This window comes from Pseudomonas sp. (assembly GCF_032058845.1).
Taxonomy (GTDB): Bacteria; Pseudomonadota; Gammaproteobacteria; order Pseudomonadales; family Pseudomonadaceae; genus Aquipseudomonas.
This window is the reverse complement of record NZ_DAMCCR010000072.1, coordinates 1-22,736: the sequence shown is the minus strand read 5'-3', so window position 1 is coordinate 22,736 and position 22,736 is coordinate 1. Positions and strand designations below refer to the sequence as shown.

At 63.1% G+C, this 22,736-nt stretch carries 20 protein-coding genes; 11 read left to right on the top strand and 9 right to left on the bottom strand.

Features of this window, described 5'->3' with window-relative positions; genetic code table 11:
- Positions 1 to 512: 512 nt before the first annotated feature.
- On the bottom strand, positions 513 to 1,757 hold the full coding sequence (locus RT028_RS14320) for a putative porin (protein WP_312935786.1): 1,245 nt from the start codon (positions 1,755 to 1,757) through the stop codon (positions 513 to 515).
- Between the two features lie 243 nt (positions 1,758 to 2,000).
- On the opposite strand from RT028_RS14320, the gene RT028_RS14315 reads away from it, so the two are divergent.
- Positions 2,001 to 3,131: a GNAT family N-acetyltransferase gene (locus tag RT028_RS14315; RefSeq protein WP_312935785.1), complete on the top strand. Its 1,131-nt coding sequence runs from the start codon at positions 2,001 to 2,003 to the stop codon at positions 3,129 to 3,131.
- A 348-nt stretch (positions 3,132 to 3,479) separates the two neighbouring features.
- On the opposite strand, the gene RT028_RS14310 is transcribed toward RT028_RS14315, so the two are convergent.
- The 3 genes from RT028_RS14310 to RT028_RS14300 all read right to left on the bottom strand — a co-directional run bounded on the left by RT028_RS14310 (position 3,480) and on the right by RT028_RS14300 (position 7,434).
- Positions 3,480 to 5,312 carry an ABC transporter ATP-binding protein gene (locus tag RT028_RS14310; protein ID WP_312935784.1) on the bottom strand — a complete coding sequence of 611 codons (1,833 nt, stop codon included), beginning with the start codon at positions 5,310 to 5,312 and terminating at the stop codon, positions 3,480 to 3,482.
- A gap of 131 nt (positions 5,313 to 5,443) precedes the next feature.
- Entirely contained in the window at positions 5,444 to 6,001 is a 558-nt protein-coding gene (locus RT028_RS14305) for a peptidylprolyl isomerase (RefSeq protein WP_312935783.1), read from the bottom strand.
- A 509-nt stretch (positions 6,002 to 6,510) separates the two neighbouring features.
- Positions 6,511 to 7,434, bottom strand: a complete 924-nt coding sequence (locus RT028_RS14300; RefSeq protein WP_312935782.1) for a LysR family transcriptional regulator — start codon at positions 7,432 to 7,434, stop codon at positions 6,511 to 6,513.
- A gap of 46 nt (positions 7,435 to 7,480) precedes the next feature.
- Here RT028_RS14300 and RT028_RS14295 point away from each other — a divergent pair, with 46 nt between their 5' ends.
- From RT028_RS14295 to RT028_RS14270, 6 genes are all read left to right on the top strand, one after another.
- Positions 7,481 to 7,795, top strand: coding sequence for a 3-phosphoglycerate kinase (locus RT028_RS14295; RefSeq protein ID WP_312935781.1), 315 nt, complete (start codon positions 7,481 to 7,483; stop codon positions 7,793 to 7,795).
- A 104-nt stretch (positions 7,796 to 7,899) separates the two neighbouring features.
- Positions 7,900 to 8,499 carry an FMN-dependent NADH-azoreductase gene (locus tag RT028_RS14290; RefSeq protein WP_312935780.1) on the top strand — a complete coding sequence of 200 codons (600 nt, stop codon included), beginning with the start codon at positions 7,900 to 7,902 and terminating at the stop codon, positions 8,497 to 8,499.
- 221 nt (positions 8,500 to 8,720) lie between these two features.
- Positions 8,721 to 9,599, top strand: coding sequence for a carboxylate/amino acid/amine transporter (locus RT028_RS14285; protein ID WP_312935779.1), 879 nt, complete (start codon positions 8,721 to 8,723; stop codon positions 9,597 to 9,599).
- Between the two features lie 99 nt (positions 9,600 to 9,698).
- The gene (locus RT028_RS14280; RefSeq protein ID WP_312935778.1) at positions 9,699 to 10,448 is read left to right on the top strand and encodes a hypothetical protein; all 750 of its coding nucleotides are present in this window, start codon (positions 9,699 to 9,701) and stop codon (positions 10,446 to 10,448) included.
- A 91-nt stretch (positions 10,449 to 10,539) separates the two neighbouring features.
- Positions 10,540 to 10,791 (top strand): helix-turn-helix domain-containing protein, encoded by a 252-nt coding sequence (locus RT028_RS14275; protein ID WP_312935777.1) that lies wholly within the window; start codon positions 10,540 to 10,542, stop codon positions 10,789 to 10,791.
- Positions 10,788 to 11,987, top strand: coding sequence for a type II toxin-antitoxin system HipA family toxin (locus RT028_RS14270; RefSeq protein WP_312935776.1), 1,200 nt, complete (start codon positions 10,788 to 10,790; stop codon positions 11,985 to 11,987). The genes RT028_RS14275 and RT028_RS14270 overlap by 4 nt, the downstream gene beginning before the upstream one ends.
- A gap of 51 nt (positions 11,988 to 12,038) precedes the next feature.
- Here the strand turns inward: RT028_RS14270 and RT028_RS14265 are convergent, their stop codons facing one another.
- Positions 12,039 to 13,079, bottom strand: coding sequence for an ABC transporter substrate-binding protein (locus tag RT028_RS14265; RefSeq protein WP_312935775.1), 1,041 nt, complete (start codon positions 13,077 to 13,079; stop codon positions 12,039 to 12,041).
- A 278-nt stretch (positions 13,080 to 13,357) separates the two neighbouring features.
- Between RT028_RS14265 and RT028_RS14260 the strand changes: the two genes are divergently transcribed.
- From RT028_RS14260 to RT028_RS14245, 4 genes are all read left to right on the top strand, one after another.
- Positions 13,358 to 14,275 (top strand): LysR family transcriptional regulator, encoded by a 918-nt coding sequence (locus tag RT028_RS14260; protein ID WP_312935774.1) that lies wholly within the window; start codon positions 13,358 to 13,360, stop codon positions 14,273 to 14,275.
- 136 nt (positions 14,276 to 14,411) lie between these two features.
- On the top strand, positions 14,412 to 14,924 hold the full coding sequence (locus tag RT028_RS14255; RefSeq protein WP_312935773.1) for a sigma-70 family RNA polymerase sigma factor: 513 nt from the start codon (positions 14,412 to 14,414) through the stop codon (positions 14,922 to 14,924).
- Complete coding sequence (locus tag RT028_RS14250) at positions 14,921 to 15,841, top strand: FecR family protein (RefSeq protein ID WP_312935772.1); 921 nt, start codon at positions 14,921 to 14,923, stop codon at positions 15,839 to 15,841. The genes RT028_RS14255 and RT028_RS14250 overlap by 4 nt, the downstream gene beginning before the upstream one ends.
- Before the next feature lie 89 nt (positions 15,842 to 15,930).
- Positions 15,931 to 18,351 carry a TonB-dependent siderophore receptor gene (locus RT028_RS14245; RefSeq protein WP_409567256.1) on the top strand — a complete coding sequence of 807 codons (2,421 nt, stop codon included), beginning with the start codon at positions 15,931 to 15,933 and terminating at the stop codon, positions 18,349 to 18,351.
- Positions 18,352 to 18,657: 306 nt separating this feature from the next.
- Here RT028_RS14245 and argE read toward each other — a convergent pair whose 3' ends face one another.
- From argE to RT028_RS14225, 4 genes are read right to left on the bottom strand one after another with little or no spacing between them, the layout of a single operon-like run.
- Complete coding sequence (argE, locus tag RT028_RS14240) at positions 18,658 to 19,815, bottom strand: acetylornithine deacetylase (RefSeq protein ID WP_312935771.1); 1,158 nt, start codon at positions 19,813 to 19,815, stop codon at positions 18,658 to 18,660.
- A complete protein-coding gene (locus tag RT028_RS14235) occupies positions 19,808 to 20,485 on the bottom strand; it encodes a DUF1028 domain-containing protein (protein ID WP_312935770.1) in 678 nt (225 codons plus the stop codon). The genes argE and RT028_RS14235 overlap by 8 nt, the downstream gene beginning before the upstream one ends.
- Positions 20,482 to 20,910: a RidA family protein gene (locus RT028_RS14230; protein WP_312935769.1), complete on the bottom strand. Its 429-nt coding sequence runs from the start codon at positions 20,908 to 20,910 to the stop codon at positions 20,482 to 20,484. The genes RT028_RS14235 and RT028_RS14230 overlap by 4 nt, the downstream gene beginning before the upstream one ends.
- A gap of 42 nt (positions 20,911 to 20,952) precedes the next feature.
- Positions 20,953 to 22,230: an NAD(P)/FAD-dependent oxidoreductase gene (locus RT028_RS14225; RefSeq protein WP_312935768.1), complete on the bottom strand. Its 1,278-nt coding sequence runs from the start codon at positions 22,228 to 22,230 to the stop codon at positions 20,953 to 20,955.
- Positions 22,231 to 22,736 lie beyond the last annotated feature (506 nt).

Below are 22,736 nucleotides of genomic sequence, written 5' to 3'. Positions count from 1 at the left end.
CGTTGCCGTTGCCGTTGCCGTTGCCGTTGCCGTTGCCGTTGCCGTTGCCGTTGCTCTGGTTCTTCATGACTGGCCAGCTCAGACGCCCGAGATCGCGACTTCAGCCGGCCGAAGTGCAGGGGCTTGAAGGGGCCGGCGCGCAGCGCCGCTGAGGCGCAGCCGAAGTCGCGAGATGTAGGTTTGCGCAGCAAACCGTAGGCCGCGCAGCCCCGTAAAGCCCCGGAACGCAGGGCACCCGCAGCGCAGCGAAGGGCCGGCTGCGGGAGCCAGCGTTTTTGCGTCCTTTTGCCCCGGGCGGGCAGCCGCCGCAAAAGGACGTCGCCGTAAAGGCGAAAAGGTGACCAACCGCCCACAAATCCCTCGCAGAAACCCCAAAACCCCAAGCCCACTCCCCAAAAAACCCCACCTACAGCCATATCAAGCAACCAGCAAAACAACCAACCAAAAAAAAACGGAAAGCGCCGGATGGAATCGGCGCTTCCCGCTGTAGTACCGCAGGGGTGCTACAAACCTTAGAACTTCGCTTCCAGATCCACCTGCAGCGTATCGACGCTAGCATCGCTGTTCGGCAGGTTGGAGTAGTCGGTCTTGGCCATCAGATAGGCCGCGCCAAGCGAGAAGTTCTTGTCGATCTCGTAGCCGACCTTGACCTTGTGACCGCGCGAGCCGGTAAAGCCGTTGCCGAAGTCCGAGTCGGTGAAGGCGCTGACCACACCGTTACGCTGCACGTCGCGGTAGTTGTAGTCCAGGCTCCAGGCGCCCAGCTTGGTCTTCACACCGGTCAGCCAGGCTACGTCCATGCCGTCGGTGCTCTTGGTGTTCTTCACGTATTGGCCATAGGCCGACAACGGAATGGCGAAGCCGGTGAAGTCCACCTGACCAAAGCCTTCGACCAGCTGGAACTCATCGGTGGTGTTGCCCAAGGCGCGCAGGAAAGCCGATGGCTTGTCGTTGTCGTAGGCGAACAGGCTGGCACCCACGGTGAACTTCAGCGCGTCGGTCGCAGCGAATTTGGTGCCCAACTGAGCATGGTAGAGCTGTGCGTCGTGCTTGAACTGTACGCCGTCGCCGTCGACGTTGTCCTTGAGGGTGTAGTGACCGGCGCTGCCGAACACTTCCGCGCTGCCGACGTTGTGCTTGTAGGTGACGGCCACGCCTTCCGGGTTCAGGTCGCTGTCCCAGATGATGTCGCCCATGCTCACCCATTGCTGCGGCATCTTGCCGCCAACCAGGTGCAGGTTCGGAATGCCCGTGGGGTGCCAGTCGAGGTAGGCGAGGTCCACCCAAAGCGATTTCTTCTCGAAGTAGTTGTCCAGGCTCTGGTTGGTCGAGCGGCCATCGGCGCTGCTGCCGGTGGCGATACGCACGCCAGCGTCGACCTGCGGGTTGATCTCGCTGTAGAAGCCGACGCGGGCACGCACACGCTCGCGGTCCTGGTTGTTGCTGCGGCTGATCGGGTTGTCGACGTTGACGTCTTCGTAACGCAGACGTACATCGCCCTTGACCTGGGTCTTGGCGGCCCAGGCCACTTTCTGTTCGAAGGAGCTGGCGCGCTCGACCTGCGCTTTCTGCGCGGCCTTTTCTTTGTTTTCGTTGGCGAGATCCGCCTGCAGTTCGCTGTACTGCGCCTGATTGATCGAGCCATTGGCCCGCAGCATTTCGAGCAGCTTGGCGTCGACGGCAGCACTGGCCGGAGTGCTCAGGGCCAGCACCAGGCCGGTCAGGCTGACTCCGGTAAGTGTAGAAACAACGCGCATACAGTTCTCCCGTTTGGAAAGTGTGGGGAGGCTGGAAACGCCCACCCCCATCAAAGTTGGCATGTCTGCGGAAAGGCCCTGAATAGACAGGTTTCTCGAGTTCCGAAAACAGGCGCAAGTATTGCGGGGGGTGATTACAGAATAATGTCTGAATGATGGCGCTGAGGTTAAGTCGATACGATGGTTTGAGTCTGGGCGGGTTGTTCCCTGATACTGCTGAAACTTCCTACATGAGTAGTCGCCGTGATCAGCTTGCACAGCCTTGCCCACCTGCGTGACCTGCCCGCAAGCACCTGGGATGCCTTCGTCCCGGCCGACCAGCCGTTCCTGCGCCATGCCTTTCTCAGCGCGCTGGAAGACAGCGGCAGCGTCAGCCGCCAGACCGGCTGGGCCGCCGAACATCTGGTGCTGGAGCGCGATGGTGAGGTGCGCGCGTTGCTGCCGGCGTACCGCAAATGGCACTCGTTCGGCGAGTACGTGTTCGACCACGGCTGGGCCGACGCCTGTGAACGGGCCGGCATCGCCTATTACCCCAAGCTGCTTGGCGCCGTACCGTTCAGCCCGGTCACCGGACCACGACTGTTGAGCCGAAGCCCCGAGGACAGCCAGTTGGTGCTCCAGGCGTTGCCGGAATACCTCACCAAGGGCCAGCTATCGAGCGCCCACATCAACTTTACCGAGCCTGAACTCGACCCTCTGATCAGCGCGCAACCGGGCTGGCTGGAGCGGCTGGGTTGCCAGTTCCATTGGCAGAACCGCAACTACCGGGACTTTCAGGACTTCCTCGACACCTTGACCTCACGCAAGCGCAAGCAGATGCGCAAGGAGCGTGAGCAGGTGGCGGGGCAGGGCATCGTCTTCGACCGCTTCACCGGCGCCGAGCTGACCCAGGTGCAGTGGGACTTCATCTACCGCTGCTACGCCAACACCTACGCGGTACGCGGCCGCGCGCCGTACCTGACCCGTGAGTTCTTCAGCCTGATCGGCGAGCGCATGCCCGAGGCCATTCACGTCGTCATCGCCCGCCAGGGCAGCCGCGATGTAGCTATGGCCCTGAGCCTGCTGGGCGATCAAACCCTGTATGGGCGCTACTGGGGCTGCCTGGATGAGTTCGACCGACTGCATTTCGAGACCTGCTTCTACCAGGGTATGGACGTCGCGATCGAGAAGGGCATTGGCCGCTTCGACGCCGGCGCCCAAGGCGAGCACAAGCTGATCCGCGGGTTCGAGCCGGTGATCACGCGGTCATGGCATTACCTGTTGCACCCTGGCTTGCGCAAGGCCGTGGAGGATTTTCTACGCGAGGAACGCGACGGGGTACTGGCGTATGCGGAGCAGGCGCGAACATTGTTGCCTTATCGCATTACGGAGTAGGGCTGCTACGGCGTTCTGTCAGGTTGGGCGATAGCGCCTGAACTGGGCCGGCTTAGCCGGCCATCGCGGCTGAAGCCGCTCCTACAGCGATGCAGTGTTGGAGCGACGCCCGGGTTGGAGCGACTTCAGTCGCGATGGGCTGCGCAGCAGCCCCGATGGCGGCTACAGCGTTCTGTCAGGTTGGTCGATGGCGCCTGAGCTGACCCGGCTTTGCCGGCCATCGTGGCTAACCGGAGCGCCGGACCGGCGCTTCCGCTGGAGCGCAGAGGATGCGCAAAGCAGTCTAATGTGTCCCGGCTCAGGCCGATATCGTCAAGGTGAGCGGCCAGCTGGCCGCTCCTGGCCGGCTCAATCGACCCCGACGAAGCCACCGGTCTGGTGCTGCCACAACCGCGCATACAGCCCTTTATGGGCGAGCAGCTCGGCATGGCTGCCCATCTCCACGATCCGACCCTTCTCCAGCACCACCAAACGGTCCATGCGCGCGATGGTGGAAAGGCGGTGGGCGATGGCGATGACCGTCTTGCCCTGCATCAGCGTTTCCAGGCTCTCCTGAATGGCCGCTTCCACTTCCGAATCCAGCGCTGAGGTGGCTTCGTCCATGATCAGGATCGGCGCGTTCTTCAGCAGCACGCGGGCGATGGCGATACGTTGGCGCTGGCCGCCGGACAACTTCACCCCGCGCTCGCCAACATGTGCGTCCAGCCCCATGCGACCTTCGGCATCGGACAGCAGCGGAATGAACTCATCGGCCCGCGCCTGGTGCACGGCCTCGAGCATTTCAGCCTCGCTGGCCTCGGGTCGGCCGTACAGCAGGTTCTCGCGAATCGAGCGGTGCAACAGCGACGTATCCTGGGTGATCATGCCGATCTGCGCGCGCAGGCTGGCCTGGTTGACCTCGGCGATGTCCTGGCCATCGATGAGAATCTGCCCACCGTGGATGTCGTACAAACGCAGCAGCAGGTTCACCAGCGTCGATTTGCCGGCGCCCGAGGGGCCGATCAGGCCGATTTTCTCGCCCGGCTTGATGTTCAACTCCAGCCCCTGAATCACATTGCTGGCCTTGCCATAGTGGAAGTCGACCTGCTTGAAGTGCACCGCACCCTGGCTGACACGCAGTGCTGGCGCGTTGGGCTTGTCACTGACGGTGACGGGCTGGGCAATGGTTTGCAGCCCATCTTGCACCATGCCGATGTTCTCGAAGATGCCGTTGACCACCCACATGATCCAGCCCGACATGTTGACGATGCGAATCACCAGGCCGGTGGCCAGGGCGATGGCGCCGACGCTGATCAGCGAGTGTGACCACAGCCACAGCGCCAGGCCCGTGGTCGTGACCACCAGCAGCCCGTTCAGGCTGGTAATGGCCACGTCCATGCTGGTCACCACGCGCGAGGCCAGCTGGGTTTTCTCGGTCTGTTCGCGGATCGCCTCACGGGCGTATTGCTGCTCGTGGTCGGTGTGGGCGAACAGTTTGAGTGTGGTGATGTTGGTGTAACCGTCGACGATGCGCCCCATCAACTTCGAGCGCGCCTCGGACGAAATCACCGAACGCGCCTTGACCCGCGGCACGAAGTAGCAGAGCGCGGCGATGTAGCCGACGATCCACACCAGCAGCGGCAGCATCAGGCGCCAGTCGGCCTCGGCGAACAGCACCAGCGAGGTGATCGCGTAGATCAGTACATGCCACAGCGCATCCACCGCCTGCACCGCCGAATCGCGCAGTGAGTTGCCGGTCTGCATGATGCGCTGGGCGATGCGTCCGGCGAAATCGTTCTGGAAGAAGTTCAGGCTCTGGCGCAGCACATAGGTGTGGTTTTGCCAGCGGATCAGGCTGGTCATGCCGGGGTTGATGGTCTGGTGCACCAGCAGGTCATGCAGGCCGAAGAAGATCGGCCGCGCCACCAGCACCACCACCAGCATCCAGATCAACTCGCCGCTGTGCTCGGTGAAGAAGTTGACGTTGGGCGTGCCCTGGGCCAGGTCGATGAGACGGCTGAGGAAGCTGAACATCGCCACTTCGATCAGCGAGGCGATCAGGCCGATCACCAGCAGCGCGAGAAAGCTCGGCCAGACCTGACGCATGTAATAGAGGTAGAACGGCAGCACCTTGCTCGGCGGGGCCTCAGTGGGGGCCTCGCGAAAGATGTCGATCAGTTGCTCGAAACGGCGGTACAGCATGGATTACAGCACTCCTGGTCATGGCGGCCGCGAGGTGGATGCACGGCCTTGGCGCTGAACGAGCTGCACCTGCGCCTGGCAACTGCCCACGGCGCAAGCGCAGCTCATACCGAGCCGCGCGCAGCTCGCGGTCAGTCGATGCGTTTGGCCGACTTGATGAACACCGGATCGGAGGGCACGTCGCCCATGCCTTTCTTGGTGGTGGTCGGCGAGCGGACGATCTGGTCGACCACTTCCATGCCCTTGGTCACCTTGCCGAACACTGCGTAGCCGGCGTCACGGCCCGGGTTGAGGAACTCGTTGTCGGCCACGTTGATGAAGAACTGGCTGGTGGCCGAGTTGGGGTTGGACGTGCGCGCCATGGACAGGGTGCCGCGGGCGTTTTTCAGGCCGTTGCTGGCCTCGTTGCGAATGGGGTCCTTGGTGTCTTTCTGCTGCATCTGCTCAGTGAACCCGCCGCCCTGAACCATGAAGCCCGGGATCACGCGGTGGAAAATCGTGTTGTTGTAGAAGCCGCTGTCCACGTAGCTGAGGAAGTTCTTGGTGCTGATCGGCGCCTTTTCAGCGTTGAGCTCGATTTCTACCTGGCCAAAGCTGGTGTCGAGCAGTACGTGCGGGGTCTTGTCGGAGGCCATGACGCTGGTGGCCAGGGCCAGGGAGCAGGTGACGAGCAGTAGTTTTTTCAGCATGGGCGCGAAGTCCTTGTGGGGTGTTAGTCGCTGTCAGGCAGCACAGCGTAATCGGGTCTATCTGCTGGCATAGCCTGCCGGGATTCCAGGCAGACTGCCAGCCTGACAACCGCTGATGATCCTCTTGCCGGGGTGATACAACCCGCATCTTCAACGGCCGGTGGACGGCGCACGGCGGCATTTCTGGCAACTGCAGTCAGGGCCGGGCGCAATCAACGTGCCACGTCGTCAGAGCGCTCGGCCTTCGGCCCCGAGCCGGTGGCACACGATGGGGCGCGGTTACACGTGTCGGACAGTGGACGTTGCCGCCATGTTCCTCCCAGCTCACTAAAGCGCGGTCTGCTGGAGGATGCGCCGGTGTAGTGGGCGACTTCGCCGGCGTGTGCACCTGCCTGAGGTGGACAGGGTGGACCAGGTGGTGAGCAGGGCGCGCACGCTGCATCGTGCTGCGTCAGGCCGCTGGGCCAGCAGGCGGCCTTCGCATCGGCGCTTCATGAACGCGTCGCCCTTCACGCCTGCGCGGGCGCTGCAAAGGGCACATCCAGCGGCGCGGTGTCGAAGTTGCGCAGCAGCTCGATGAGGATCTGCGTGGCCGGCCCCAGGCTCTTTTCCTTGCTCGAATACAGGTAGAACAGCGGGTGACGACTGCCGCCCTGGTCCAGCGGCAAGGCCTTGAGTACGCCATCGCGCAACTCGCGCTCGATCATGTGCCGCGGCAGCCAGGCAAAGCCCAGGCCACTGCTGACAAAGGTGGTGGCGGTGCCCAGGCTACCAACGGTCCAGCGCTGCTCGGCGCCCAGCCAACCGACATCACGCGGCTGCGCCCGGCCCGAATCGCGGATCACCACCTGCAGTTGGCTTTCCAGGTCCTGGAAGGTCAGCTCGCGGCCGCTGCGGTGCAGGCTGTGTTCGGGGTGGGCCACGGCCACGAACTCCACCGCACTCAACTCGCTGCCCAGGTAACCGCCGATGCTGTAGCTGCTGATGGCAAGGTCCGCGATGCCTTCGTGGAGCACCTCTTCGACGCCCGACAGCACCTCTTCACGCAGACGCACCCGGCAGCCGCGGCTCTGCGGCATGAAGGCACTGAGCGCACGCACCAGCCGCGCGCTGGGATAGGCGGCATCGACCACCACGCGCACCTCGGCTTCCCAGCCCTGCTCCATGTGGTGGGCCAGGTCTTCGAGCTGGCTGGCCTGCTTGACCAGGTGGCGCGAGCGCCGCAGCAACACATCCCCGGCTTCGGTGAGCACGGCCTTGCGGCCATCGATGCGCAGCAGCGGCACGCCGAGCTGTTCCTGCATGCGGGCGACGGTGTAGCTCACCGACGATTGCGAGCGGTGCAGGGCGTCGGCAGCCTGGGCGAAGCCGCCATGATCGACCACCGCCTGCAGGGTTCGCCACTGATCCAGGGTGACGCGAGGCGCTTTCATCTTGATCTCCTGATCGCCTAAGCTGCGCGCTTCAAGGAGCGCGCCCATGAATAGATACTGCCTGTCACTGCTGCTGTGCCTGCCGCTGGCGGCGGCGGCTTACCCGATCGATGTGGACAAAAAGCTCGACGGCATGAAGGTCGATGTCACTGCCGACGACACCGCCCCTGATCTGGCTGGCGTCACCCTGAACAACTACGGGCAGGCGGCTGCCGCGTGCAAGGTGACCTTGCGCAACGGCCCGGAGGCGCCGAGGGTACGGCGGGTGAACGTAGAGGCCGGCCAGCGGGCGAGCGTGACCGCACGCTTCAACCGAGACATCCTGCGGCTGCGCATCAGCGTGGCCTGCACCGAAAAATAACAGGATATTCGATAGGTACTACCCACTTTTTACGCTTTTTTATCGATCGGTCAATCGATAATCTCACCTCCATCGCATCACACCTTTTGCCGATGGAGGCCCACATGGCCCACGTACTGATCATTGAAAGCAGCGCCCGACAACAGGACTCGACCTCTCGGCAACTGACCCGCGCGTTCGTCAGCCAGTGGCAAGGCGCGCACCCCGATGACGTGATCACCCTGCGTGACGTCGCCGCCAAGCCGGTGCCCCACCTGGACGTCGACCTGCTTGGCGGCTGGATGAAGCCTGAGGCCGAGCGTTCCGGCGCCGAAATCGAAGCCCTGACCCGCTCCAACATCCTCACCGATGAGCTGCTCGCCGCCGACGTGCTGGTGCTCGCCGCGCCGATGTACAACTTCACCATCCCCAGCACGTTGAAGGCCTGGCTCGACCACGTGCTGCGCGCCGGCATCACCTTCAAGTACACCCCGACTGGCCCGCAAGGCCTGCTGACCGGCAAGCGCGCCATCGTGCTGACCGCCCGTGGTGGCATCCATGCCGGCGCTGCCAGCGATCATCAGGAACCCTACCTGCGCCAGGTGATGGCGTTCATCGGCATCCACGACGTCGAGTTCATTCACGCCGAAGGCCTGAACATGAGTGGCGACTTCTACGAGAAAGGCATGAACCAGGCCAAGGCCCGTCTTGCCGCTGTGGCCTGATACCGCGAATTCCCGACCTGACACCCTTTTGCTCCTTTGGGTGTAGTGACCCGGCCAACCTGGCCGGGTTTTTTTTAGGTTGGCAGTGGGCCTGACGCTGTTGTCCAACAGGGCCAGATCGGTTGCCTCGGGCCGGCTGCTCCTGCCAGTTTTTCCCAAGACAGTTGAACCCCCGCCCCCCCAGCCGCTAAGGTCGCCGCCTTGCATACCGAGAGGCCACCATGGGCTACCTGATTATCGTCGCGCTGATCCAGGCGTTTTCCTTCAACCTGATCGGCGAATACCTGGCCGGGCAGGTCGATAGCTATTTCGCCGTGCTGGCCCGCGTGGTCCTGGCCGCGCTGGTGTTCCTGCCACTGACCCGCTGGCGCCAGGTCGAGCCGCGGGTCATGCGCTCGCTGCTGCTGATCGGCGCATTGCAGTACGGCATCACCTACGTGTGCCTGTATTTGAGTTTTCGTGTGCTCAGCGTGCCGGAAGTGCTGCTGTTCACCATCCTCACGCCGCTGCACGTGACCCTCATCGAAGACGCCCTGAATCGACGCTTCAACCCCTGGGCGCTGCTGGCCGCTGCCGTGGCGGTGGCCGGTGCTGCGGTGATCCGTTTCGACAGCATCAGCGGCGACTTCTTCATCGGCTTCCTGCTGCTGCAGCTGGCCAACTTCACCTACGCCGCCGGCCAGGTGCTGTACCGCCACCTCATCGCCCGCCATCCCAGCGACCTGCCGCACTACCGGCGCTTTGGCTATTTCTACATCGGCGCGCTGCTGGTGGCCTTGCCGGGCTTTCTGTTGTTCGGCAACGCCGCGCACCTGCCCAGCACCGCGGTGCAGTGGCAGGTGCTGGCCTTTCTCGGCCTGGTGCCGACGGCGTTGGGGCTGTACTGGTGGAACAAGGGCGCGTGCCTGGTGCCCGGCGCCACGCTGGCGGTGATGAACAACCTGCACGTGCCGGTGGGCCTGGTGCTGAACCTGCTGATCTGGAACCAGGGCGCGCCGCTGGGGCGGTTGCTGGTAGGGGGCGGGGTGATCCTGGGGTCGGTGTGGTTGAGTCGGCTCGGGCAGGCGGCGGCGGTCGCTCGGCCAGGGAGCGCCCGGTGACCACCGAGTTGCTGGCGCACCAAGGTGACGGCATTGTGGTCGAACTGCACGCGCTCGAAGCCGCACTAGAGGCCATGATCGAAAACAGGAGTTGATCCGATGACCCAAAATTCCCCCAGCGAGTACACGCAAGTACCTCAAGGCATGTCGCCTTTTCCCGCTGCCGAAGACGTATTCGCGCCCGACCAACTGGAGCTCGCCGCGCATTTGCATCCGCTGTTCAGCCTAGATATCGCCACCCTCAACCCTGACTGGTCAGGCGTGTTGCATATGCTCAGCCCGTTGGAGCCCTACGAGGGATTTGTCGGTCAGCACACTGAGCAGACGGGCCTTCACGGCGACCTGCTGAAAACCAACTGGATCGGTTTCACCCTGGAAAACGGCCGCTACCGACTGTGTGGCGACCCCCGTTATTTCTTCCTGCACCGTGACAACGGCGCGCTGCACACGCAATTCCCTGAACTCACGGCCGAACTGCAACAGCATTACGCCGAGCAGCATCAGTCGTACGCCGCAACCGCCGAGGCTTACCGCGCCAGCGGCACGTTGCGACGCCTGGAAACGTATATCCGCGATCCTGAGCCCGAAGCGTTCGTCAGCCAACTGGGGGGCGATGCCGACGGGGGCGACAACTGGGTGCAGTCGGTACCGTTCCCCAAGGAGGTCATCAGCGTAGACGGCAGCCGCCGCAGCCCCTCGACCGTCTATCCCCTGAGCCCCGCCGGCCGCCGCTTCTTGCATGTCGCCAGCGTGCCTGGCTGGCATTACCGCACCCAGGGTGCGGACATGATCGTGATGTTTTACGAGCCGGTGGAAGGGCTGGTGCTGTTCACTTTCGACTTTAGCTAATGTGATGTTTTGGAGATCTGCCGGACCATCCCTCAGGATCTGAGTGTTATGCTTACGTTACTTCACTTCTGAAATGTAAGGTTTACATAACATGAGCGAGTCCCTGATCGCTGAGCGTTTCGGTCGCCAGATTACGCTCATGCGCGAGCGTCGTGGTATCAGCAAGGTCCAGTTGGCGCGATTGGCCGGTGTGACACGGCAAAAAATAGCCGAGGTAGAACGGGGCCAAACGACTGTGGCGCTTTCCTATTACTGCCTTGTTTTAAGTGCTCTGGGCTGTGAGCTCGAAGTAGTGCCCAGCCGCCTGCCAACGCTTGAAGAACTCCAGGACGTGTTCGTATGATCCACGAACTGCAAGTGTTCACTCCCGAGAACGTGTCCGGCTTGATGTTTCGTGCTGCGGACGGCGACTACGTGTTCCGTTATGGCTCAGCGACAGACGTCTGTCCGATCAGTCTGACCATGCCGGTGCGGCGCGATGAGTACCGGCGCAGAGAGCTGCATCCCATTTTCCAAATGAACCTTCCAGAGGGTTATCTGCTGGAGCAGCTAAAGTATCGGCTGGCCAAGGTGGTCAAGATCGATGCCATGCTCCTGCTCGCGTTGGCGGGCGGCAACTCACCCATCGGGCGTGTCGGAATCCGTTCTGCTCAGGTTCAACAGCTACTGAGTGCTCACGCCTCTAGCAGCAAAGGCGAACAGCTCGAAGACATCCTGACATGGGACGGTACGCAAGACCTGTTTCTGGAGCTGGCAAACCGATACATCCTGCGTTCCGGCATCTCCGGTGTGCAGCCCAAGGTCTTGGTACCTGAAACGCAAGAGCTGCCGTACAAGGCCACAGCGGTGACGGGTGAGCTGATTGTGAAAAGTGGAAGGGATGCCTTCCCGCACCTTGCCATCAATGAGTTCCTGTGCATGAGCATCGCCAGTGCAGCCGGTATCAGCACACCCGAATTTTATCTGTCCGATGACAAGCGTCTGTTCGTGATGCGGCGCTTCGACCGTACGGAAAACCTTGACCCCTTGGGTTTTGAGGACATGGCGGTGTTGATGGGGCTAGGGACCGAGCAGAAATACAGCAAAAGCTACGAGATGATCGCCAAGGCGATAGGCATCTTCGTCGCTCCAGCCCGGCAGACTGAGAGTTTGCACAGACTGTTCGACATCGTTGCTTTGAGTTGCATTGTGGGTAATGGCGATGCTCACCTGAAAAATTTCGGTCTGCTCTACGGCACGGCAGGTGCAGCGGATGCTGCTTTGGCACCCGCCTACGACATCGTCAGTACCACGGCCTACCTGCCTGATGATTCCTTGGCGCTGACGCTGAATAATCAGAAGTCGTTGTGTGCTTCTCGAGTGCACCTGCTGGAATTTGGCCGGCTTTGTCGAGTGGAAGAGCCACGTGAACGCATTCGGGAAATACTCCAGGCCGTAGAGGGAACCTTGATGTATCAGGAGGAACTCGCAGAGCTGGCTCCTCAGGTGGTACGGGCGATCCAGACCAGTGCGGCGCCTTTCGAGGCCGACTTTGGCTGACCCACGCGTGCGGCCCAGCCATCAGGTCTGACTCTCCGGCTGGTTGCCAACCTACCGCGCTGCCCACGCATTGAACCGCTCTTCCAGTTCCTCCCCATGATCAACCCAGAACTCGGCATCGACCAACTGCGCCTGCGCCAGGTTCTCCGGCGCCGTGGGCAGTTGCCGTTGCACGTCGGCCGGCAGTTGCGCCAGGGCGTCCTGGCGGATCGGGCCGTAGGGGATCTGGGTGGAGAAGGTTTTCTGCGTATCGGCCTGGCTGGCGAAGCGGATGAAGTTTTCGGCCAGGGCCTTGTTCTGGCTGCCGCGCACGATGGCCCAGTGGTCCGGGTCATAGAGGCTGCCGGCCCAGACGATGCTCAGGTCCGAGCCCTCTTTCTGCGCCGTGGCGATGCGCCCATTGTAGGCCGCCGACATCACCACATCACCCGCCACCAACCACTGTGCGGGCTGCGCGCCGGCTTCCCACCATTGGATGTTGGGCTTGATCTGGTCGAGCTTCTTGAACGCGCGGGTCACGCCTTCAGGGGTGGCCAGCACCTTGTACAGGTCTTCACGCGAAACGCCGTCGGCCAGCAGCGCCGCTTCCAACGTGTACTTGGCGCCCTTGCGCATGCCGCGCTTGCCGGGGAAGCGCTGGGTGTCCCAGAAGTCGGCCCACGAGGTCGGGCCTTGCTTGAGTTTCTGCGGATTGAAGGCCAGCACCATCGACCACACGTAGCTGGCCACGCCGCACTCGCTCACCGTGCCGGGCAGGAAGGTCGAGGCTTGGCCGATGATGTTCGCATCGAGCTTCTCGAACAGCCCCGATTCGCAACCGCGCACCAGCTCGGGGCTCTCGACTTCCACCACGTCCCAGGACACATGGCCGACATCGACCATGGCCTTGATCTTCGACAGTTCGCCGTTGTACTCCCCGGCGACGATCTTGCCCGCACCGCTCTTTTCGAACGGCTGGAAGTAGGCCGCTTGCTGGGCAGCCTTGGTGGCGCCGCCAAAGGAGATGACGGTCAGGCTGGAGGATTCTGCAAAAGCGGGCAGGCTGACTGCCGTGAGTAGCGCAAGGCCGAACGACGCGTGACGAGTACGCATGGAGACTCCCTCATTACTTGTGGTTGTGATGATGTAGAGGCAGTAAGGGGTGCAACGGGCGGCGAGTCGCAGAGGGCGCCCGGCGCTGTTCTTGTGGGTTGGTGAACCGATGGTGCGCCAGTCCCGGCCGCAGGAAAACGATTAAAAATGTTCTTCGGCCTTATGAAAAAGCTGGCCAAGGCATTGCCCGGTCAGGTGCCGGTTGCGCTACTGTGCAGGTCGGATTTCCCTGCACGCGCGGCCACTGTGCCCGGCCCGCCGCCCCCTACGAGGTGCCCGTGGCTGCCTACTCCTTGCGCCAACTGAAGTATTTCGTGACCACGGTCGAAGCCGGCAGCGTGGCCGAAGCGTCGCGCCAGCTGTACATCGCCCAGCCGTCGATCTCCACGGCGATCAAGAACCTGGAGGGCAGCTTCAATGTGCAGCTGTTCATCCGCCACCACGCCCAGGGCGTGTCGCTGACCCCCAGTGGCAAGCGCTTCTACCACAAGGCCCGCGAGCTGCTGCGCATCGCCCACGAGTTCGAGCAGAACGCCCTGGCCGACAACGAGGTGATGAGCGGCCAGATCGACATCGGCTGCTTCGAGACTGTCGCGCCGCTGTACCTGCCGCAACTGATCGCCGGCTTCAAGCAGCAGTACCCCGGCGTCGACATCCGCCTGCGCGACGGCGACCAGCAGGAGCTGGTGCAGGGCCTGACCGCTGGCAGCTTCGACGTGGTCTTTCTCTTCGAGCACGAGCTGGACAACACCATCGAGACCGAGCCGCTGATGCCGGCGCAAAAGCCCTATGTGCTGCTGCCCGGCAACCACCGCTACGCCAGCCAGCGCGAGGTGTCGCTGCGCGATCTGGTGCGCGAGCCGATGATCCTGCTCGACGTGCTGCCCAGCCGCGCCTATTTCGTCAGCCTGTTTCATGAGCTGGGGCTGACGCCGAACATCGTGTTTGGCTCGCCATCGATCGAAATGGTGCGCGGGATGGTCGGGCAGGGGTTCGGGTTTTCGCTGTTGGTGACACGACCGTTTTCCAGTCATACCTATGACGGGCAGAGCCTGGTGACGCTCGAAATCGCTGAGCCGGTCACGCCATCCGGGCTGGTGAGCGCGCGCCTGCGCAAGGGGCAGTTGACCAAGCCGGCGCAGGCGTTCGTGGATTACTGCCGAGAGCGGCTGACGGCACTCAGCCAGAAAGGGTGAGGTTCGGGGTTGGCTGATCGCACTGCAGTGTGTGAAGAATAATTTTCAGATGGTAACTATTCCCATTCAATTCCTGGCTCGTTATCCTGCCCTGGCCACCCAATTTCATGTGGCTTGCACGGATGTTGCGGTGGTCATGAACTGGAATCGAATCGACTTGCGCTGGGCGTACACGGATCTGTTGTTGAGTCTGGGCCGCCGTACCGGGTGCATTCAGCTGGCTCAGGATGTATTGCACGACGCCTTCATCCGCTACCTGCTGGCCGACCGACAGACGCGCATCGAGCAACCCAATGCGTATTTACGCCGGGTCGCGCAGTCTGTCCTGATGGATCACTTTCGCCATACCGGTCGCTTCTGCTCGCTGGATGCGCCGGAAGGCCTGGCCGTCGCCAATGATTCACTGGGCGAACAATTTGCGCCTTCGCCGGAGCATCTGCTGGACATGCGTCAGCGCCTGGAAGCGTTGCAACGCATCATCGATCATCTGCCGCCGCGTTGCCGCGAAGTGTTCTGGCTGGCGCGTATCGAGGGGCACAAGCAGGTGGAGATCGCTCGAATGCTGGGGATCAGCCTGACCGCGGTGGAGCGCCATCTGGTTCGTGCGTTACTCGACATGCGCGCTGCCAAAGAGGCGCTCACGTCATGAGTTCGGTGCGCGAGCAAGCGGCTCACTGGTTTACCCGGCTGTTGCACGTTCCCAAGGACCACCCTGATCACGAACAACTGCGTGCATGGCTGGCGGCAAATCCGCTGCATGCGCGTGAGTACCAGGCGTTCAGCGAATTGTGGGGCGACTTTTCTTCTACTGCCAACACCCAGGCACTGGCGCAAGCGATGGAGCGGCGACATGGCCGGCGCACGTTCATGCGCCGGGGCATGCTCGGGCTGGTGGGCGTGCTGGCCGTTGGGCTGGCGTGGCGGTATCGCCAACCCCTGGAATGGGAAGCGCGATATGCCACGGCGATTGGCGAGCGCCGCCGCGTCAGCCTGCCGGACGGCAGCGAGGTTCATCTGGCAGCGGACACCCGCCTGCACGTGCGCTTTGAACGAGGTCGACGTCAGGTCTACCTGCTGCAGGGGCAAGCCGTCTTCGATGTTGCCCACGAAACGGACCGGGCGTTTCGGGTCGATGGCGGCCTGGCCCAGGTCACGGTACTGGGCACTCGCTTCGTGGTGGCGCGTGATCCGCTCGAACTGCGCGTCAGTGTGGCGCGTGGCTCGGTAAGGGTGGAAAACGATGAGGGCAGCGTGGTACTGGCCGCCGGCGATGTCGCCAGCTGCAATGGTCACACAGCGCCGCATCGACTCGACGTTGCCGCGAGTAATGCGTTCGCCTTCGAACAGGGGCGTCTGGTACTGGAGCAGGCGGGGCTGGAGGAGATCGCGACGAGCCTGTCGCGCTACCACCGGCAACCGGTGCGTGTGTTACCGGGCAAGCACACGCCATCGATCAATGCCGTGGTGCAACTCGATAACGTGGAGGGCTTTGTTCAGGCCCTGCCGTCCATTGCGCCGATCGAGGTCAGCAGCAGCAATGGCGTCACCTATCTGCGTGGGCTTTGAGCCATCAAGCATTATTTTTTCATCGTGCAGGTTGGGGTTTTGGTGCAGTGGCCCGTCAGTAGGTAACTCCACATCAGATGAACTCTTCCATGCCCTCCATGAGCGTCCTCAAGCCTCTTGCTCTGGCCGTTGCCCTGAGCGTTTCCAGCCAAGTCTGGGCGGTACCGATCGATCTCGACTTGCCGAGCCAGCCACTGGCCACCTCGTTGCGCCAGCTGGCAGAAGCCGCGCACCTGACGTTGGCGGTAGACCACAGCATCGTTCCTGATCGGCTGGCGCCTGCGGTGCGCGGGCGACTGGAGCCTTCCGCTGCGCTCACCCAGCTGCTTCAGCGCAGCGGTCTGACTTACCGCCAGCAAGGCAATACGCTGGTCATCACACGGCTGCAGGGCGGCGCACTGGAACTGGCGGCCATCGATATCAATGGTGAAACGCTATCGGCGACGACCGAGGGCAGTGGCTCGTACACAACGGGCGGTGTCACCATCGGCAAAGGCCAGCACTCACTGCGTGAAACGCCGCAATCGGTCACGGTCATGACGCGCCAGTTCATGGATGACCAGAACCTCAACACCATCGAAGAGGTGATGAAAAAGACCCCCGGCATCACCGTGTATGACTCACCCATGGGCGGTAAATACTTCTATTCCCGTGGTTTCCAGATGCTCGGCCAGTACCAGTACGACGGCGTGCCGCTGGACATGGGCAACAACTACGTGCAAGCCGACAGCTTCAGCAGCGACATGGCGCTCTACGACCGTGTGGAAGTGCAACGCGGCGCCGCCGGCATGATGAAAGGCTCCGGCGGTACCGTGGGCGCGGTGAACTTCGTGCGCAAGCGCGGCACCACCACGCCGCACACCGAACTCACGTTGTCGGCTGGCAGCTGGGACAACTACCGAGGCCAGGTCGATACCGGCGGCCCGCTGAATGACAGCGGCACGCTGCGCGGGCGTGCCGTGGTGGCCCAGCAGGATCGCCATTATTTCTACGACCAGGCTGAGCGTCAGGACCAGGTGTTTTATGGCGCGCTCGATTACGATCTCACCTCGGTCACCACCTTGGGATTAGGCGTGGCCTACGAAGATGTGGACGCCAACCCCTGTTGGCACGGCCTGCCGCGCTACAGGGATGGCAGCGACTTGAAACTCAGTCGCTCGACGTGCCTGGGCGCCGCCTGGAACGACTGGCAAAGCCACCGGACCACCGTGTTCACTGACCTCGCCCATCAGTTCAACGACAACTGGGCATTGAAGGTTGCAGGGGTGTACAGCAAGAACACCCAGGACATCAAATACGCCTTCTCCGAAGGCAGCGTCACCCCCGGCACGACACCGGCCATGGGCATGTACTCGGGCCTGTTCGACTACGACCAGGTGGACTATGGTTTCGACGCGTACGTAAACGGCCATTTCGACGCGTTTGGCCAACAACATGAACTGACGGTGGGCGCCAACGCCAGCCGTTCGCGCAAGGACGACAGCTACTTGCTGATCAGGCTGCCGCAGACGCAGAACCCTTTTGCACCCAACGGCCGTATTCCCGAACCAGCGGATAGCGACTACGCGGCCAACTCCTACAGCGGCGGGCCGGTAGATTCCACCACCCGGCAGTACGGCGCCTATTCCACGCTGCGCTTGAAACTGGCGGACCCGCTGACACTGGTACTGGGCAGCCGCGTCAGCTGGTACAAGTCCGAAAGCGACAACTACACCGTGGCATGGGACTATGCCGAACACAGTGAAAGCACCGAGTCCGGTGAGGTCACGCCGTTCGCTGGCGTGCTCTACGACTTCACTGACAACCTCACTGCCTATGCCAGCTACTCCGCCATCTTCACGCCGCAAGGGCAGTTCCGCGCCGAGGGCGGCGGCTCGCTGAAACCCATGGTGGGCGACTCGTACGAACTGGGTGTCAAAGGAGAGTGGTTGCAGGGCCGCTTGAATACATCGTTCAACCTGTTCCGCACGATCCAGAAAGATCAGGCCCAGACCGACTACAACTCCAGCTGTCCATCACCGGACGGCTATTGCTACGTCAACGCTGGCAAGGTGCGTGCGCAGGGCTTTGAAACGGAGATCAGCGGTGAAGTCATCGACCGACTGCAAGTGCTGGCCGGCTACACCTACACCCAGACCAAAACCCTGGACAACCTCAATGCCGCCAGCGAAGGCACGGTCTTCAATAGCTACGTGCCGCGTCACCTGTTGCGGGTATGGGGCGACTATCAACTGAGTGGGCCGCTCGAGCGCTTCAGCGTCGGCGCCGGGGTAGAGGCGCAGAGCGACAACTACCGCCTGAACAACACCGGCACCATCAAGAACACGCAGTCCGGTTATGCCCTGTGGAATGGCCGTATCGGTTACCGCATCGACGACACCTGGTCATTGGCCCTCAATGGCAACAACCTGTTCGACCGTCACTACTACCAGAGCATCGGCAGAGAGGGCTTCGGTAACTACTATGGCGAGCCGCGTAACTTCATGCTGACGGTGAAGGCAGACCTGTAACTCAACCGAGCGCCCAGCGGGTGCCACAGCGCAATGCCTCGCGGTTGGATTCGCTTCCTGCAAGCGGCTGCCCGCCGCAAGGCGCTGCGCTGTCGCGCAGAGGACTGAGCCAACCGACATGTCGGGCACAGCGAGCGCTTGGGCGCAGCCGCCATTGTCGTTGGTACGATTCCGAGCAGCGCTCAGAAACGCGTGTCTTTCAAATGGGTCAGTACCGCCCAAGGCTCCATCAATCGACAAGTAGCGTCAGGTCATGAACGTCGCTTCGGCCGAAACCCTGGTCCGCCCTGAATCGCACCTGCTGCATCAAGCCTGCAGATAATCAGCCAACCGCGCCAGCATCGCATCACACCCCTGCAACTGCGCCAGGGTGACGAACTCATCCGGCTTGTGCCCCTGATCCATGCTCCCGGGCCCGCACACCACCGTGGGAATCCCGGCCTCATCGAACAGCCCGCCCTCGGTGCCGAAGGCCACCGTAGTGAATGCGTCCGACCCGCACAGCTGCGCCAGCAGCAAAGCCGCCTCGCTGTCAGCCGCCGTCGCCAGTCCAGGGTAAGCACTGAGCGGCCGCAGACGGATATCGGTATCGACACTTACCGCCTGCATGCGCGGCAATAAATCGCCATCAGCATAGGCTCGCAGGTCATCCACCACCTGCTGCGCGTCGAAGCCGGGCAGGGTGCGCACCTCGAAATCGAAGGTGCATTCGGCCGGCACGATGTTCAACGCACGACCGCCCTGGATGAGGCCTGTCTGCACGGTGGAGTAGGGCGGGTCGAAGCGCGCATCGTGATGCTCGGGCGCCGCCAGCGCTTCGCCGATGCTGCCCAACCGACCAATCAGCTTCGCGGCATATTCGATGGCATTGACGCCCGATGGCGCATAGGCCGAATGGCAGGCCAGCCCATGCACTTCGCAGCGCATCGCCAGCTTGCCCTTGTGGCCCAGCACCGGTTGCAGTTCGGTAGGTTCGCCGATCAGGCACAGCCGGGGTTTGTGCGGGCGCTGGTTGAGCGCCTCGAGCATTGGCCGCACACCCAGGCAACCAACCTCTTCATCGTAGGAAAACGCAAGGTGTACCGGACTGCGCAGCGGCTTGGCCAGCAGGCGCGGCACGGCGGCCAGCACGCAGGCGATGAAGCCCTTCATGTCCGCTGTCCCGCGCCCGTACAAGCGCCCATTGGCCTCGCTCATCTCGAACGGTGGCACTGTCCAGGCCTGGCCGTCCACCGGCACCACATCGGTGTGCCCCGACAGCACGATGCCGCCGGCGATGTCCGGGCCAAGGGTGGCGAACAGGCTGGCCTTGGTGCCCGCTTCGTTGAACAGCAGCTCGGCCTGCACGCCATGCCCGGCGAGGTACTGGGCGATGAAGTCGATCAGCGCCAGGTTCGAGTCGCGGCTCACCGTGGCGAAGCCGATCAGCTGCGCCAGCAGGTCACGGCTGCGCGGTTCACTCATCGCCCGGCACTCCGTAGGTCGGGGCGGCGGTGGGGTCGAGGGCGCGGGTGAGATAGTCCTGCATCTGCGGCTGGTAGGCCTGCCACAGGCCGTCGAGCTGGCCGATGGGGTCGTGCTCGGCCCAGTCCACCCGCAGGTCGATGATCGGCCAGACCAAGTCGCCTGCCACCTTGAGCGCCGCCGAGTGCACCGGCCCGGCCTCGCCACCGGCCGCCATCGCTGCCTGCATCGCGGCCAGCAAACGGTCGGCCAGCGCGCCGGAGGCCTGCTCGAAGGCCTCGACCATCGCCTGGATGACGTCGGTACTGGCCAGTAGATTGCCCGCCGCCGCGCACTGCTCGCCGCTCACTGCGTGGTACAGGCCCAGCGCCTGTTGCCCGCTGAACATCGCCACGCGGCCCTGATCATCGATCACCGTCACCTGCCGGTACTGGCTCCAGCCGTTGGCTTGCAGCGCCCGGTCCAGCGCCTGTTGCGGGGTGAGCTGCTGGTGTTCGAGCAGATCGAGGATTTCCGGGCCCAGCGCGGGCAAGGTGACGTTCTGCGTCGCCACGGCACCCACGCCGGCCCGCACCCACGGGCAGCGTGCACCCACGGCAATGCTCGATGAGCTGATGGCAATGCCGAGCTGGCCGGTGTCGGCGCAGCGGCCAATGATCGAGAACGTCATGCGCGCGCCTCCCAGTCATCCGGAATCACCGCAATCACATCGATTTCCATCAGCCACTGCGGCTGACCCAGGGCCGACACCACCAGCCCGGTGGAGATCGGAAACACGCCGCGCAGCCACTTGCCCACCACCTGGTACACCGGCTCGCGGTAGCGCGGGTCGATCAGGTAGGTGGTGGTCTTGACGATATGCGAGAGGTCGCTGCCGGCTTCCTCGAGCAGCTGCTTGACGTTCTGCATGGCCTGCTCGGCCTGCGCGCCTGCGTCGCCCAGGCCGACCAGATTGCCATTGAAATCGGTACCGACCTGGCCGCGCACGTACACAGTGTTGCCTGCGCGCACGGCCTGGCACAGGTCGTTGTCCAGGGTCTGGTTGGGGTAGGTGTCCTTGGTGTTGAACATGCGGATGCGGGTGTGGGTTGGCATCGAAAGCTCCTTGAACAGGCTGGCAAAGGGTGGCGAACGGGATCAAAGACCGGCTTGGCGCTGTGTGGCATCGCGGTAGGCGCTGTAACTGCGCTGCGTGGCGATGTGCCCGGCGACGTGCTTGGCGTCGTGCCACACCCCCCAGATGAAGCTCGACCCGCGCCGCGACAGCCATGGCAGGCCGAGGAAATACACCCCCGGCTCGCTGGACACGCCGCGTTGATGCTTGGGCTTGCCGTTCTCGTTGAACGCATCGACCTGCAACCAGCTGTAGTCGACCGAATAGCCCGTGGCCCAGATCACGCTGGTGATGCCGGCCTCACGCAGGTTCAGGCTGAGAATCGGCTCGCTGACGCAGGCCGGGTCAGGGTAGCGGTGGCGCGCTTGAGGCTCTTCGGGCAGGTCCAGGCCGTGCCGCTCGATGTAGGCGTCGGCAGCATCCAGCACCGCCAGGTAGTTGGCATCGCCGGCAGCCAGGTTGGCCGCCAGGTCCGGCTGGAAGGTCACCACGCCGTTGTCGAACGACTTCGTCAGCCCGACCAGGGTCATGCCTTCATGGGCCAGCGCGCGGAAGTCGACGGTATTGCCGCCGCGCGCACCGCTCACCGCGATGGTCACGTGCTCGCGGCCCTGGCGCGGGGTCTCGGCATCCCACTCGCCGAGCACGCCCAGCCACCAGCAGAAGTCCCGGTTGCGGTAGCGCCGTGGCGGGCGGTCGTGGGCGCCCACCGAGAGGTACACCTGCTTGCCGGCGCGTTGCAGTTCATCGGCGATCTGCGTGCCGGAGGAGCCGGCACCGACCACCAGCACTGCGCCGTCTGGCAATTGCTGCGGGTTGAAGTAGTCGGCGGAGTGAATCTGATACAGCCCGGCCTCCTGCGCTGCGATGGGCGGAATTACCGGGGTCTGGAAGGGGCCGGTGGCCACCACCACGCGCTGCGCCTCGATCACGCCTTCACTGGTTTCCACCCGAAAGCCGGGCTTACCGACATTGCGTGTGACCCGTTTCACCTCCACGCCAGTGCGCACCGGCACGTTGAATTTCTCCACATAGGCCTCGAAGTAGTCGGCCACGCGGTCCTTGCCGGCGAACGCATCGGGGTCGAGCTCATCGAAGTCCAGCCCTGGAAAGCGGTCATGCCACACCGGCCCGTTGGCCACCAGCGAATCCCAGCGCCCACTGCGCCACGCCTCGGCGATGCGCTTGCGCTCCAGCACCAGGTGCGGCACGCCGAGGCTGCTCAAATGTTCACTGGCCGCGATCCCGGCCTGGCCGGCGCCGATCACCAGGGTGTCGAGGGTTGTTGTCTGTGCGGGCATGGGGGTGTCCTTCGAACGGGTCAGGGAACGGGCGAATCAGCGCCCGGCCAGGTGCAGCCCGCTGCGGGGTTGGGCGGCGGGGGATAGGGTCATAGTCACGGGAATGTGGGGGGAGCGAAATGAGGATTTTTGTGGGGGTTGGAGAGGAAAAAGATGGGGCTGAAGTCAGGCTTTGTCTGAAGAGTCTTACGCGAGGGTTAGGCAAGGCCAACGGCGGCGGCGTGAAAGCGGTCGGGGGCGCCTAGCCGAGGGGCGTCTAGCCTAGGAAGCGGAGTTGCTGGCGTAAATGAGCATTGCGACAGGAACGTCTAGCCCAGGCTGGAGCCCCAGACGCAATTGTCGGGGAAATCGAGGTTGCGACCCTGGGACGGCCCTGCCGCCCATCGCGACTGAAGTCGCTCCCACAGGGAACTCGGTTGCTCACGAGGTTTCGTCATTTGCAAGGCACTCTGCGAGGGTGTCAGAAATTTTGTGTTCAGGCATAACATGAGTAAGAGGTGCATGTA